At 65.6% G+C, this 13741-nt stretch carries 10 protein-coding genes; 2 read left to right on the plus strand and 8 right to left on the minus strand.

Features of this window, described 5'->3' with window-relative positions:
• The first annotated feature begins 273 nt into the window (after nt 1-273).
• The gene (locus tag XH96_RS13945) at nt 274-1161 is read left to right on the plus strand and encodes a MipA/OmpV family protein (RefSeq protein ID WP_194392996.1); all 888 of its coding nucleotides are present in this window, start codon (nt 274-276) and stop codon (nt 1159-1161) included.
• A 6-nt stretch (nt 1162-1167) separates the two neighbouring features.
• Nucleotides 1168-1908: a hypothetical protein gene (locus tag XH96_RS13950; protein WP_194392997.1), complete on the plus strand. Its 741-nt coding sequence runs from the start codon at nt 1168-1170 to the stop codon at nt 1906-1908.
• Between the two features lie 4 nt (nt 1909-1912).
• Here XH96_RS13950 and garD read toward each other — a convergent pair whose 3' ends face one another.
• The 8 genes from garD to XH96_RS13990 form a co-directional block, all read right to left on the minus strand.
• On the minus strand, nt 1913-3454 hold the full coding sequence (gene garD, locus XH96_RS13955) for a galactarate dehydratase (protein WP_194392999.1): 1542 nt from the start codon (nt 3452-3454) through the stop codon (nt 1913-1915).
• Nucleotides 3455-3579: 125 nt separating this feature from the next.
• Nucleotides 3580-5028, minus strand: a complete 1449-nt coding sequence (locus XH96_RS13960) for an aldehyde dehydrogenase family protein (protein WP_194393001.1) — start codon at nt 5026-5028, stop codon at nt 3580-3582.
• Nucleotides 5029-5105: 77 nt separating this feature from the next.
• Nucleotides 5106-6449 (minus strand): glucarate dehydratase, encoded by a 1344-nt coding sequence (gudD, locus tag XH96_RS13965; protein WP_194393003.1) that lies wholly within the window; start codon nt 6447-6449, stop codon nt 5106-5108.
• A 25-nt stretch (nt 6450-6474) separates the two neighbouring features.
• Nucleotides 6475-7419: a 5-dehydro-4-deoxyglucarate dehydratase gene (kdgD, locus tag XH96_RS13970; RefSeq protein WP_194393004.1), complete on the minus strand. Its 945-nt coding sequence runs from the start codon at nt 7417-7419 to the stop codon at nt 6475-6477.
• 124 nt (nt 7420-7543) lie between these two features.
• Nucleotides 7544-8449: a LysR substrate-binding domain-containing protein gene (locus XH96_RS13975; RefSeq protein WP_194393006.1), complete on the minus strand. Its 906-nt coding sequence runs from the start codon at nt 8447-8449 to the stop codon at nt 7544-7546.
• 121 nt (nt 8450-8570) lie between these two features.
• Entirely contained in the window at nt 8571-9923 is a 1353-nt protein-coding gene (locus tag XH96_RS13980; RefSeq protein ID WP_194394135.1) for an MFS transporter, read from the minus strand.
• Nucleotides 9924-10256: 333 nt separating this feature from the next.
• Complete coding sequence (locus XH96_RS13985; RefSeq protein WP_194393007.1) at nt 10257-12209, minus strand: hypothetical protein; 1953 nt, start codon at nt 12207-12209, stop codon at nt 10257-10259.
• Nucleotides 12210-12291: 82 nt separating this feature from the next.
• Nucleotides 12292-13374 (minus strand): YbhN family protein, encoded by a 1083-nt coding sequence (locus tag XH96_RS13990; protein ID WP_194393009.1) that lies wholly within the window; start codon nt 13372-13374, stop codon nt 12292-12294.
• Nucleotides 13375-13741: the final 367 nt, after the last annotated feature.

A 13741-nucleotide genomic window follows, 5' to 3' on the forward strand; every position in this document is an offset into this window, starting at 1 on the left:
TTCGGCTCGTGCGCTAGGGTTCCCATTAGGGTGGCGAGCTTGGCGAATAAAAGGCAGGAACGGGAGAGTTCGCGGGCACTGCCCGTCAAGATTTGAGGGCGCGGCTGCGGCGCGGCAATGTTCGGGCAATGTTGATCCGGCGGCGCCTGGCGCGCGACGTCTCGGACGACGGCTCTCGCCTTGCAATCTTGGGGCAATTTTGCCGGACCACATGCTGTGGCTCTGAACCACACGAGTCGACCAGGCCCGCAAGGCCGGTCCGGGGGCCCCGCAATGATGTTTTTCGAAGAAGCCGCTCTCCGCCTCACGGCGACCGCGCGGCGGACGACAGCCTGTCTCGCTGCGCTCGGTGCGATCTTGACGAGTGCGCAATCTGCATCGGCGCAGAGCGCGTTCACGCTGCCAGCACCACCGTTCGAACTGCCGATGCTGCCTTCACCGTCCGGAAATTGGACCGTCATGGTCGGCATCGGCGGCGAATACACGCCTGACTTCGTCGGATCGAAAAGCAGCAAGTTTGTGCCGATTCCGATTTTCGCCATTCGCCGCGCCGGGTCGATCGACCAGTTTCGCGGTCCGCGCGACAGCGCCAGCATCGCGTTGCTCGACGTCGGCAATTTTCACGCCGGGCCTGCGTTCAAATACGTCTCCTCGCGCAAGAGCGACAAATATTCCGAGCTGACCGGCCTCGGCAATGTCGACGCCGCCTACGAGCTCGGCGGTTTCGTCGAATATTATCCGGTCGACTGGCTGCGCCTGCGCAGCGAGCTGCGTCAGGGTTTCGGCGGCCATACCGGCACCGTGGCCGACGTCTCGGCCGACGTCATCGTCCCGCTCATCCAACGGCTGACGATCTCGGCCGGCCCCCGCTTCACCTGGAAGAGCACCAACGCGACCGCGCCGTATTTCGGCGTCGACGCCGCGCAGGCCCTTGCATCGGGGTTGCCGATGTACGATGCCAGGGGCGGCGCACACTCTGTCGGCTTTGGAAGCCAGATCTCCTATCGCATCAATCCGCAGTGGGAGGTGCATGCCTATGTCGAGTACGAGAAGCTGCTTGGCGACGTCGCGGACAGCCCGCTGGTGAAGCTGCGGGGATCGTCGAACCAGACCACCGTTGGCCTCGGCGCGTCTTATTCGTTCGATTTCAGAATCCGATAGGTCGTCATGCGCCGCATTGCTTTTCTATGGGTTGGCCTCGCGGCCGCGTGTATCGCCCTTGGCGCTGCCGCGGCGTTCGAGACGCGCGCGACGAAGCTCCAGGCGATCAAGACCGTCGGCATCGTCTCGGCGATCGGCGAGGAGATGAGCCTGACGCAAGCCGGCCTGACCGCGATCGGCAACACCGGGCAAAGTGTCTCGATCAGCGCATGGGGGCTGGACGAGCTGATCGTCCAGCAGGCGACGAAGCTGCTCAGTGGACGTTTTCGCGTGCAGCCGGTGAACTACAGGCGCGCAGCCTTCGCGGCGATCAGGGATTCGGCGGTTGCGCCCGTCAATCTGCTGCGCAGCGATCCATTCAAGGAACTCGTTCGCAGCGATGTCACGCCGCAGGGACTGGATGCGTACATCGTCATCACCCGGGCGAGATCGAAACTTGGAAACGGCCGCAACGTCGAGGGCGTCGGGCTCGCCGAATACCGGACGCTGCTCGCGGACTACGGCCTGATCCACGCGCTGTACGAGGTCCGCGTCATCGACGGCAAGACGTTCGACGTGATCGAGAAGCGGGCGGCCGCGCCGCTCGACAACACCGGGACGGTGAGGATCGCCGGCCCGAGCGGATCGATCGATGAACCGCTCAAGGGCTCGGTTTCGAGCGAACGGCTTCGCGCGGCGATAGCGGACCTCATCATCCGCAGCCTGCCGCTGACGCTGGGCGACATGCACCTGATCGACGGTCCGTGACCCCTCAGGTCACGGGCGCCGGATTGAACAGCGTCAGATCGTTGTGAATGCCCCAGCGGTCCGACCACGGCTTGGTGCGGCCAGAAGCGACGTCGAGGATCAGGCGGAACAGGTCCCAGCCGCATTCCTCGATGGTCTTCTCGCCGGTGGCAATGCTGCCGGCGTCGAAATCGATCAGGTCCTTCCAGCGCCGCGCCAGCTCGCTGCGGGTGGCGACCTTGATCACGGGCGCGGCGGCAAGGCCATAGGGCGTGCCGCGGCCGGTGGTGAACACCTGCAGCGTCATGCCGGAGGCGAGCTGCAGCGTGCCGCAGATGAAGTCCGAGGCGGGCGTCGCCGCGAACAGCATGCCCTTCTGCGTCGCCTTCTCGCCGGGCGAGAGCACGCCGGTGATCGCGCTCGAGCCGGACTTCACGATCGAGCCCAATGATTTCTCGACGATGTTGGCGAGTCCGCCCTTCTTGTTGCCCGGCGTGGTGTTGGCGCTGCGATCGGCGCCGCCGCGGGCGAGGTAAGAATCGTACCAGGCCATCTCGCGCACCAGCGCGCGGCCGACATCCTCGTTGACCGCGCGCCGGGTGAGCAGCTGGATGGCGTCACGCACCTCGGTGACTTCGGAGAACATCACGGTGGCGCCGGCGCGCACCAGGAGGTCGGCGGCGAAGCCGACGGCGGGGTTCGCGGTAACGCCGGAGAAGGCATCGCTGCCGCCGCATTGCAGGCCGATGACGAGATCGGAGGCCGGGCAGGTCTCGCGCTTGCGGGCGTTGAGCACCTTCAGCCGGGTCTCGGCCTGGGTCATGATCGCATCGACGATGGCGCCGAAGCCGTCGAAGGCTTCGTCCTGCATGCGCACGATGGCATCGCCCACGCCCTCCGGCACCAGCCGTTCCGGCGCCAGCTTCTCGCAGCCGAGGCCGACGACCAGGATCTCGCCGCCGAAATTCGGATTGAGCGCGAGGTTCTGCAGGGTGCGGATCGGCACCACCGCGTCGGGTGCATTGATGGCGACGCCGCAGCCATAGGCATGGGTCAGCGGCACGACGTCGTCGACGTCAGGGTATTTCGGCAACAGCTCGGCGCGGATGCGCTTGACCGCATATTCCATCGTGCCCTTGACGCATTGCACGGAGGAGGAGATGCCGAGGATGTTCTTGGTGCCGACCGAGCCGTCCGGATTGCGATAGCCCTCGAAGGTGAAACCTTCGAGCGGCGGCAGCGGCGCGGGGACGGCAGTCGAGATTTCCAGTCTGTCGAGGGCAGGAGCCTCCGGCATGCGAATGCGCGCTTCATCCACCCATTCGCCGGCCTCGATCGGCGACAGCGCATAGCCGATGATCTCGCCATAGCGCATGATTGGCGCATCTTGCGCGATGTCGACCAGCGCGGTCTTGTGCCCTTGCGGCACGAAGGCGCGCAGCGTCAGTCCGCTGGCGAAGCGGGAGCCCGCGGGAAGCCCGAAATCGTTGACCACGATCGCGACATTGTCGCGCTCGTTGAGCTTGATGTAGCGGGGCTGCTCTTTCGCTGCGACGTCCTGGTCCATTTGCGCTTGTCTCCGAAGCCGCAGGGTGGGCAAAGGCGCAACGCGCCGTGCCCACCATGCTTCACGCCCAAACGTAGGTGGTGGGCACGCTTCGCTTTGCCCACCCTACGAGATATTCCCCGCGGTTAGCCCGGGAACGTATAAGCCGTCTTCACCGTCGTGTAGAACTCGCGCGCATAGGAGCCTTGCTCGCGGGCGCCGTAGCTCGAGCCCTTCCGGCCGCCGAACGGCACGTGATAGTCGACGCCGGCGGTCGGCAGGTTGACCATCACCATGCCGGACTCGCTGTTGCGCTTGTAGTGCGAGGCGTATTTCAGGCTGGTGGTGCAGATCCCGGAGGCGAGGCCGAACTCGGTATCGTTGGAGATCGCGAGCGCCTCCTCGTAGTTCTTGGCGCGGATGACGGCGGCGACGGGGCCGAAAATCTCCTCACGCGCGATGCGCATGTTGTTGCTGGCTTCGGTAAACAGCGCCGGCTGAAGATAGTGACCGGGGTTCTCGCGCTTGAGCAGCTCGCCGCCGAAGGCCAGCTTGGCGCCCTCGTCCTGGCCGATCTTGATGTAGCGCAGGTCCTGGTCGAGCTGGCTCTGGTCGACCACGGGGCCGATATGCACGCCGGCCTTGAGCGCGTCGTCCACCGACAGGCCCTTGAGCCGCTCGGCCATCGCCGCGACGAAGCGGTCGTGGATGCCTTCGGTGACGATGAGACGGGAGGAGGCGGTGCAGCGCTGGCCGGTGGAGAAATAGGCACCGTTGACGGCAACCTCGACGGCGGTCTTGAGGTCGGCGTCGTCGAGCACGACCAGCGGATTCTTGCCGCCCATCTCGAGCTGGAACTTCTTCATGGGGTTCGACAGCACGCAGGCCTGCGCGATCTTGCGCCCCGTTTGCACCGAGCCGGTGAAGGAGATCGCGGCGACATCGGGATGCTCGAGCAGCGTCTGGCCGACCACGGAGCCGGAGCCGACCACGAGGTTGAACACGCCGGCCGGAATCCCGGAGCGGGTGATGATTTCGGCGAGCGCATGGCCGGAGCCGGGCACCAGCTCGGCCGGCTTGAACACGACCGTGTTGCCGTAGCAGAGCGCCGGCGCGATCTTCCAGGCGGGGATCGCGATCGGAAAATTCCAGGGCGTGATCATGCCGACGACGCCGACCGGCTCGCGCGTGAGCTCGACATCGAGGCCGGGACGCACTGAGGCCCCCTTCTCGCCGATCAGCCGCAGCGCTTCGCCGGCGAAGAACGCGAAGATCTGGCCGGCGCGCGCGACCTCGCCGATGCCTTCCGGCAAGGTCTTGCCTTCCTCGCGGGCGAGCAGGCGGCCGAGCTCTTCCTTGCGGGAGAGGATCTCGGCGGAGATCTTGTTTAGCGCGTCATAACGCTCCTGCGGGGTCGAGCGCGCCCAGGCGGGGAAGGCGGCCTTCGCGGCGGCGATCGCCTTCTCGGTCTGCGCCTTGTCGGCCTTGGCATATTCGCCGACGACATCGTTGGTGTTGGAGGGGTTGATGTTCCTGGTGACGCCGGAGCCCTCGACCCATTCGCCGCCGATGAAGTTCCTCAGGATCGCTGTCATCTTTTCCTCCTTGTACAAGGGACATGATCCTATCGGAAAACCGGTGTCCGCTTTCCCGGGATCATGCCTGACGTTTCTTATCGCACGAGGCACGGACGCTTGTCGTCGAAGGTCCAGCCGGGGATCAGGTCCTGCATGGCCATAGCGTCATCCCGGGCGCCGAGTCCATGCTTCTTGTAGAGCTCATGCGCGGCCTCGATGGCGGCGCGGTCGATTTCGATGCCGAGACCGGGGCGATCGGGCACCGCGATCTTGCCGCCCCTGATCTGGAGCGGCTCTTTCGTCAACGCCTGGCCGTCCTGCCAGATCCAGTGGGTATCGATCGCGGTGACCTTGCCGGGGGCGGCGGCGGCGACATGGGTGAACATGGCGAGCGAGACGTCAAAGTGGTTGTTGGAATGCGAGCCCCAGGTTAGGCCGTTGTCGCGGCAGGTCTGGGCCACGCGCACGGAGCCTTGCATGGTCCAGAAATGCGGATCGGCGAGGGGGATGTCCACCGCGCCCAGGCGCAGCGCATGGGAGAGCTGCCGCCAATCGGTGGCGATCATGTTGGTCGCCGTCGGCAGCCCCGTTGCGCGGCGGAACTCGGCCATGATCTCGCGGCCGGAGAAGCCGGCCTCGGCGCCGCAGGGATCCTCGGCATAGGCGAGGATGCCGTGCATGCCCTTGCAGAGCCTGACGGCCTCGTCCAGCGACCAGGCGCCGTTCGGGTCCAGTGTGACGCGCGCGTTCGGGAAACGCTTTGCGATGGCCGTGACGGCCTCGATCTCCTGCTCGCCGCGGAGCACGCCGCCCTTGAGCTTGAAGTCGGCGAAGCCGTAATGGTCGTGGGTCGCTTCCGCGAGCCGCACCACGGTCTCGGGCGTCATCGCTTCCTGATGGCGCAGGTTGAACCATTCCGCCTTGCCGCTCTCGCCCGCGACATAGTCGAGCTTCGACTTGCGGCGATCGCCGACGAAGAAGAGATAGCCGAGCGTCTCGACGCTCTTGCGCTGCAGGCCTTCGCCGAGCAGGGCTGCGACCGGCAGGCCGAGATGCTGGCCGAGCAGATCGAGCAGTGCGGCTTCGATCGCCGTGACCGCGTGGATCATCACGCGCAGGTCGAAGGTCTGCTTGCCGCGGCCGCCGGCGTCGCGATCGGCGAAGGCGGCACGGACATCGGCGAGGATGTTGTTCATGGCGCCGACGGTCTTGCCAATGACGAGATCGCGGGCATCCTGCAGTGTCTGCCAGATCCTCTGCCCGCCCGGCACCTCGCCGACGCCGGTGTGACCGGAATTGTCGGTGAGGATGACGATGTTGCGGGTGAAAAACGGTGCATGCGCGCCGCTGAGATTGAGGAGCATGCTGTCGCGGCCCGCGACCGGGATCACCTGCATCGCTGTGACAACAGGTGCGCCAGAGATCTCAATCCGGGCCATCGCGAGCTCCTCCCCGTTGTCTTGGTTATTCTGCCGCCTGTTGTGTCGATCGGATGGCGGGCAGATTCTTCACCAGTGCGGTCAGCTCCGCCATCTCCTGCTCGGTGAGGTCGGTCAGCGGCGGCCGGACCGGGCCGGAGTCGCGGCCGATCACCTTCATGCCGGCCTTGATGATCGAGACCGCATAGCCCTTCCTGCGGTTGCGGATCGCGATCAGCGGCAGGATGAAGTTCTTCAGGCCGGCATGGATCGTCTCATGGTCGCGCCTGCGCACCGCGGCGTAGAAGCTGGTGGCGAACTCCGGCACGAAGTTGAACACGGCCGAGGAATAGGTGGTCACGCCCATGTCGAGATAGGGCAGCGCGAAGGTCTCCGCAGTCGGCAGGCCGCCGATATAGGTGAGGCGATCGCCGAGCTTGGTGTAGACGCGGGTCATCAGCTCGATGTCGCCGATGCCGTCCTTGTAGCCGACCAGGTTCGGGCAGCGCTCGGCGAGGCGCGCCAGCGTGTCGGGCTGGAGGATGGCGTTGTCGCGGTTGTAGACGATGACGCCGATCTTCACGGCGGCACAGACGGTCTCGACATGGGCGGCGAGGCCGTCCTGCTCGGAATGGGTGAGATAGGGCGGCAGCAGCAGCAGCCCATCGGCACCCGCCTTCTCGGCACCGATGGCGATCTCGCGCGCGATCGCGGTGCCGTAGCCGGTGCCGGCAAGCACGGGCACGCGGCCCTTGGTCTCCTCGACGGCGACCTTGACGATCTGCGGGACCTCAGATGGCGTCAGCGAGAAGAACTCGCCGGTGCCGCCGGCGGCGAACAGGCCGGCAACGTCGTAGCCGCACAGCCAGTCCATGTTGGCGCGGTAGGTCGCCTCGTCGAAGGAGTAGTCAGCCCTGAACGGCGTGACGGGGAAGGACAGGAGGCCGGATCCGATCGTCTTGGCCATTTCCTGCGGGGTCATCTTGCTCACGGGCGCGGCTCCCTTCGTGCGTGTTGCGGAGGACGCAAAGCCTGCGCGTCCATGCGCCGAGGTTTAGGAGACCGTTCGATGCGCGTCCAAGCCAAATCCTATATCGACCGATGCGGATTGAGCATCAATCCTCCGGCAGCTCCGCGGAGGACAATTCGCCGGCGGTTTTGACCAGCGCCGCCAGCAGCGGATTCTCGTCCTCGCGCCGCCAGACCATGAACAGCTCGACGGGCACGCGGTTGCGCAGCTTCAGCGGCCGCAGCCGCACGTCGGAGATCTTCAGGTTCGCGGCTGCGGCCGGCACGATGGCAAGGCCGAGGCCGGCGCGCACCATCGCGAGGATCGAGTGGATCTGGCTGAGATGCTGGACGTAGCGCGGCAGCACGTCGGCGCGGGTGAACAGCGCGACCAGGAGGTCGTGGAAGTAGCGGCTCTCATAGGGCGAGTACATCACGAAGGGCTGGTCGTCGAAATCCTTGATGGCGATGCTCTCGGCGTTCGCCAGCGGATGCTTTCTCGGGATCGCGGCGAGCAGGGGCTCGGCGACGACGCGGCGGCTGGTGAGTTCGGGACGCGCGATCGGCGGCCTCAGCAGGCCGGCATCGATCTGGCCGGAGGTCAGTGCCTCAAACTGGTCGCCGGACACCATCTCCTTCAGCGAGAAATCGACTTCGGGCAGCTTGGCGCGGCAGGCGGCGACGAGCTCCGGCAGGAAGCCGTAGGCCGCAGCCGCGGTGAAGCCGATCTTGAGCGAGCCGATCTTGCCGAGTGCGATGCGGCGGGCGACTTGCGAGGCGCTTTCCGCCAGCTTGAGGATGCGCCGCGCCTCCGGCAGGAAGCTGCGCCCGGCAGGGGTGAGGCGTACCGAGCGGCTGGTGCGTTCGAGCAGCGGCGCATCGATGATGTGTTCGAGCACCTGGATCTGCCGGGACAGCGGCGGCTGGGTCATGTTCAGCCGCGCAGCGGCGCGGCCGAAATGCAGTTCCTCTGCCACCGTGACGAAGCAGCGGAGCTGGTTGAGGTCGAACATCGATACATGCCTTAGATGGATAAGGCGTTTCCCCGGCACTTCTAGCATCGATCACCCCCAATACAAAGGCGGCGGCTGGTGAGCCGCCGCAAGTTGCCTGGTCAAGCTCCCGTGAGAGCCCTCAGGAGGAACCTTTGAGCACCACCCGCTCGATCTTGCCGACGATGACGAGATAGGCGAACGCCGCCACCAGCGCGTTGAGGCCGACGAACACAAGCGCGCCGTTGAACGAGCCGGTCGCGGCCAGGATGTAGCCGATCACGATCGGAGTGGTGATCGAGGAGAGATTGCCGAAGGTGTTGAACAGGCCGCCGGAGACGCCGCCGGCCTCCTTCGGCGACGTGTCGGAGACGACGGCCCAGCCGAGCGCGCCGATACCCTTGCCGAAGAAGGCGAGCGCCATGAAGCCCACCACGAGCGCCTGTCCGTCGACATAGTTGCAGGCGATGATCGACATCGACAGCAGCATGCCGCCGACGATCGGGATCTTGCGCGCCATGGTCAGCGAGCCGGTCCCGCGCAGGATCGCATCGGAGATGATGCCGCCGAGCACGCCGCCGATGAAGCCGCACAGCGCAGGAAGCGTCGCGACGAAACCGGCTTGCAGGATCGACAGCCCGCGTTCCTTGACGAGGTAGACCGGGAACCAGGTCAGGAAGAAGTAGGTCAGCGTGTTGATGCAGTACTGGCCGAGATAGACGCCGAGCATCATCCGGTTGGAGAGCAGCTGGCGGATGTGGTCCCACCCGGAGCCGGATTGCGCTGCGCGCTCCTGCTTCGGATCGTTCCTGGGCACATCGAGATCGACCAGCGCACCGCCGTTCCTGATGTAGTCGAACTCGGCCTCGTTGATCGAAGGATGCTCCTTCGGACCATAGATGGTCTTGATCCAGACGAGACCCATGACGATGCCGAGCGCCCCCATCACGAAGAACACGAAGCGCCAGCCATAGGCGTGCGCGATCCAGCCCATCAGCGGCGCGAAGATCACGGTCGCGAAGTATTGTCCCGAATTGAAGAAGGCCGACGCGGTGCCGCGCTCGTTGCCGGGAAACCACGCCGCGACGATGCGGGCATTGGCGGGAAACGACGGTGCTTCCGCGACGCCGACGAGGAGGCGTAGCGCGAACAGCACGACGACGGCCGGGCCGGCGCTGAGGAAGCCGACCCAGCCCTGCATCAGCGTGAACAGCGACCAGATGATGATGCTGAAGGCATAGACCAAGCGCGAGCCGTAACGGTCGAGCAGCCAGCCGCCCGGCACCTGCGCCACGACATAGGACCAGCCGAAGGCCGAGAAGATCCAGCCCATGGCGACGGGATCGAGATGCAGCTCCCTGGAGAGCGCAGGGCCCGCAATCGACAGCGTGGCGCGGTCGGCGTAATTGACTGTCGTGACCAGGAACAACATGGTCACGATGAACAGCCTGACGCGAGACCTCCCCACGTCCGCGGCGGACACCACTGCGCTCATCATGCGCCTCCTTAGAACTCGAACATTTCCTCGAGGCGAGTCCTAGAGGCGCGCGCGGCAAAGTGTCCAAGTTCAAGGGAGTATCGATCGATGCCGTCTTTGGATCGATGGAACGGCGGGTGAGGGGAACGACCGGGGTGTTGGCAAACGTGCCCACCACGCACACCGCTGTCATTCCCCGCCACCGGGTCTCGCCTTCGGCGAGCCCGATGACAGGCTCCGGCGGGGAATCCAGTACGCCGCGGCGTTTCGATTCATCACGACCGTTACGGAGTACTGGATCGCCCGATCAAGTCGGGCGATGACCATAGAGGTTGTGGAGACAGTGCGCCGCTACTGCTGTGCGCTCGGCAATAGCTGCGGCAGGAATCCGCGCGTCACGTTCGGCGGTACAGCATCGAGCCCCAGCACGGCGCTCGCGGCCGGCAGCGCCGCATCCGCCATGGCGGCGTGACCTTCGGCGCTCGGATGCACGGCGCCGCCATAGACGGCGGAGAGCACGCCCCAGGTCGCATCGTGAATGTCGGTCGGCTGGCTCGCCGCCGGCAAGCCCTGCGGATAGGTCATCGCTGCGAAATAGCTGTCATTGGCGTCGCGGATCCAGCGCGCGCGGGGGAGGTAGGCGCGATACTCCGAGGCGCCGCGGCCGCACAGCATCGGCTGGCTCGCTGCGCTGACGATATCGGGATTGAAGCTCTGGCCGTTCTCGGCAAAGCAGGCCCGGTCGAATTCGGGGTCATTGCCCGAATGGGCGCAGAAGCCGTGGTCGGCGAACGTGGCCTGGTGCGCATCGACGAAGGTCATGCGGTCGGCTTCGGGATCGCGGCACAGCGCCCCGCGGGTGCAGGTTGCGAGCCCCTTCAGCTGCGGCAGGAATTCCGTGTCGACGAAGGTGGAGACGCGGGCGAGGCGCTGCGGATCGGCGTTGAAGGACGGATGGATGTCGAAGCCGGCGCGGCCGCCGCGGCAGGGAACGCCGCCGTCGGCGAGCGCAGGATTGGCGTAGGAGACATAGACGACGCGTGAGAGGTCGCCGCCGACGAGCGGCTTCAACGCCTCGCGCAGCTTGACGAAGCTTTGCGGCAGCTCACGCGTCAGCGCATCGCGAGAATCATCGACACTCGCCATCACGCCGGAGCGGCGGAACAGCGTCCGCTCGGTCGCGGTGTCGACGATGACGTCGGCGACGAGGCCGGAGAAGTAGACGTCGTTGGCGCCGACCGAAAGCAGCACGAGATCGAGCGTTCGATCGGGCTGGCGCTTCTTTGCCGCGGTGAGCGCTTCGCGCAGCTCGGCGACCTGCGCGTTCACGCTGGTGTTGCAGACGCCGGTCTTGCCGGGCGGGCATTCGCGGGCGCGCTGCGAGCCAAGCAGCCCGTCGGCAATGCTGGCGCCGGTGCAGGCGAGCGGCAGGAAGGTCACGGCGATGTGGGTGTAGCGCACCGCGAGCGCCAGCGCGGTGCGGGTTTGGTAACTATAGAGCGAGCGGTGGCAGGGCGCGTTGAACCAGAGCGCGCTGTAGCGCTGCCAGTTGGCGAGCGTATCGGGCGCCTCGCAGGCGCGGCCGCCCTTGAAGCCGTGGCGGCTCGGCCGGTAGTACTGTGCGCCTGCGGTACCGAGATAGGAGCGGAAGCAAAATCCTTCGTCCGAGAGTGCCAGCGGCCGGTCCGGATTGCCCTCGCCGGAGGCGATGCTGTCCCCGAGGCCGGCGACGAAAATGTCGCGGACACGGATCTCGGTCTGGAGGCGCTGGGTCGGATCGGAGCCGGCGGAGACATCGACGGTCGCGACCGTCTGCCTGCCGTAGCGGACGCGCAGATTGATCGGCTCGGCGCAGTCGAAGGTCGATTGTTGCGGCCCGTCGCCGTCGTCGAACGACCAGGCGCAGGTGGCGCCGACCGGCACCGCGCCGGTCAGTCGCACCGTCACCGGATGGTCGATCGGGGTGATGTAGTTCTCTTTGACGTTGTCGCGGGTACAGGGCTGGTTGACCCGGCCCTGGAGGTCGATGCAGAGCCGGTTGACCATGTTGCGGGCCCAGCCGCGGCCCTCGCTCTGCAGCTCCAGCGATTGCTCGGCGGCGAGGATGCTGCGGTTGCGCGCGTTCTCGACATGGAGCAGGAAGTCGCGCTCCTCGCGGAACAGCCGGAAGCGGTTACGCACCTCCCAATCGATCTGCATGGCGCCCGCATCCTGCGCGGCGGCGCGCTCGGACGGCAAGGCGGTCAGAAGCCCGGCAAGCAGCAGAGCGCCCGCGGCGAGAGTACGAAGGGATAAAGGGATCATAGCCCGGTCTTCAACGGCAAAGTTGAGGCGGAAATAAGAGAGCATTGCTCCGCCGCCCGCAACCTTTGTCTGCGCCGGCTCCTTAGCGCTTGTTGGCCTGCCGCAGCAACCGCTCCCGCTCCATCGGTGTCACCTGCTTGGGCAGGTTGGCCTGCGCGCAGGCCTCCGCCAGCCGCCGCCGCTCCTGCCAGGGTTCGACCACGTTCATCCAGAGCTCGCGCGCGCCCATGATGGAGATGGCGAGGCCGAACGGGATCACGAAATAGAGGATGCGGAACACCAGCAGCGTCGCCAGAAGCTGCTCGCGGCCGAATTCGGGCAACGCCACCAGCATGGCAGCATCGAACACGCCGATCGAGCCGGGGGCATGGCTGGCAAAGCCGATCAGGGTCGCCAGAATGAACACGACGGAGAGCGACATGAAGTCGATCGGCGGGTTGGCCGGCATCAACAGGTACATGGCCGTGGCGCAGAAGCCGAGATCGACCACGCCGATCAGGATCTGCACCAGGGTCAGCGGTGCCGATGGCAGCACCACCTTCCAGCCCTTCTGGCCGAGCTCGCGGCGTTTCTCGCCCATGCAGAGCCAGACCAGATAGGCGCCGATCGAGGCGAGGCCGCCGAGAGCGATCAGACGGTTGATCGACGAGGGGAGCTGATCCATCGCGGAGGCGGCGTCCGGATGGATGGCCATGCCGATCGAGAGCACGAAGATGTTACCGAGCCAGAAGGTCAGGCCCGACAGGAAGCAGATTTTGGCGACGTCGATCGCGTTGAGCCCGTAGTCCGAATAGATCCGGAAACGGATGGCGCCGCCGGTGAATACCGTCGCGCCGATGTTGTGGCCGATCGAATAGGACGTGAAGCTGGAGAGCGCCGCGATGCGATAGGGCACGTGCTTCTTGCCGATCGTTCGCAGTGCAAAAAAGTCGTAGAAGGTCAGCGTGCAGAACGCGAAGAAGACGCAGATCGCCGCCAGCCCGATATTGCCGCGGGGAATCTCCGTCAGCGCGGTCAGGATGACGCCGGTATCGATGCCCTTGAGGGTCCGCACCAGCGTGGTGATCGCGAAGGCGATGATGAAGACGCTCGCGGCAATTCCAAGCCGTCGCCAGCCGATCCATCTCTTGAAGCCGCGTTTCAGCGCGGGCAGCAGTCCGTGCATTCATCCTCCCGGCGGGGGGCAAGACCGACCGGGCCAGGCATTGGCCGGTCGGACGCGATCATGGCCAAAGGCAGGCATCGATCGCTAGGCATGATCAAGCTCATTTAAGGCAAAATCAGCGGCTTGTGCAGCCCTTGACAACAATAGGTTCTGCGTTGGACGGCCACTTTTGTCATACGCGGTTCACATCGGATGCGCGTTAAGCATATGAGTCGTGAAACCGGCTCCGCTCGCGCGTTTGGTGCGCCGACACGATTTCAAATCCTGGCGCCGTCCGCATTGTTCCAGCGCAAACGGTATCGGCGCTTTTTGGAACGTCGATGCCACGTGCTCGTTAGGTTTCATCAGCAATCGAACATGGCGGAAT

Origin of the sequence: Bradyrhizobium sp. CCBAU 51765 (assembly GCF_015291725.1) — a bacterium.
Lineage (GTDB): Bacteria > Pseudomonadota > Alphaproteobacteria > Rhizobiales > Xanthobacteraceae > Bradyrhizobium > Bradyrhizobium liaoningense.